General features: G+C 22.4%; 1 pseudogene. It reads left to right on the forward strand.

Going from position 1 to position 1,072, the window contains the following annotated elements:
* Positions 1 to 196 precede the first annotated feature (196 nt).
* A pseudogene (locus Q0370_RS04135) lies at positions 197 to 1,072 on the forward strand (hypothetical protein); the annotation flags it as partial.

A 1,072-nucleotide genomic window follows, 5' to 3' on the forward strand; every position in this document is an offset into this window, starting at 1 on the left:
TGGGAATCTGCAGGATGGTATTGGAGTAAACTCAAAAAAATAAATAATAAGATAAATGAAAACCCGAAATTTTCTGTTAAAAGAATTATATTATAATAATTTTTATACAGAATTCTTAAATAATAAAGCAAAATTTAGAGAAGCAGTAGAAAAAGTCAAAAAAAATAAAAAAAGGAGAGGAGGAAAAAGTTATGATGTGATAGGAAATTATAATTTTTCAGATAGCATTTCAGAATATATTTCGTATATTCATAAATCGGAAATGGAAAGAATTGAAATTAATACGGAAAAAAATAGAAAGGATACTTCAAAACATATTAGAGATTTTATTGAAGAAATATTTTTAGAGGGATTTATCGAATATTTGAATAATAATAATTTCAAATTTTTAAAAAATAGAAATGAAGTAGATAAAGAACGAGAAGAAATTGTTAGAAATTTAAATATACGAATAGAAGGGTTGGACATATTAAATGAAGATGATAGCGAAATCTTAAATTTATACTTATTCTTTAACATGATAGATAATAAAAGAATTTCAGAATTTAGAAATGATATGATTAAGTACAAACAATTTTTAGCAAAAAGACAAAATATAGATAGCAAATTTCTCAAAATTGATATAGAAAAAATAGAAGCAATAATTGAATTTGTAATAATAACAAAAGAAAAACTTGAAATATTAGAAGGCGAAACTAAAGAACAAAAAAAAGATAATATGAATGCATTATTTAATAAATTTTATAGTTCTGAATCAGAATATGATGAAAGCTTGAAAAAATTTATTGAAGAAACAGTTTTAAATGATAAAAAGAACACACCTTTTTATTCAACAGATGGAAAAACTCCAATAGTTCATAGTAATTTAGAAAAAATGCCAAAATATGGAACAGAAAATTTTCTTTCTAAAGTTTTGAAAGATAGCAAATATACACTAAACAATATGACAATAAAAGAAAAGTTTGAAGCTGAAGTAAGTGATGAATTAAAAGAATACAAAATCTTAGAAAAAGTAAGTAGATTTAAGGAGAATGAGAAACCTAAAAAAGTAATAGAATACTATAATGATTGT

Source organism: uncultured Leptotrichia sp. (genome assembly GCF_938036635.1).
Taxonomy (GTDB): Bacteria; Fusobacteriota; Fusobacteriia; order Fusobacteriales; family Leptotrichiaceae; genus Leptotrichia; species Leptotrichia hongkongensis.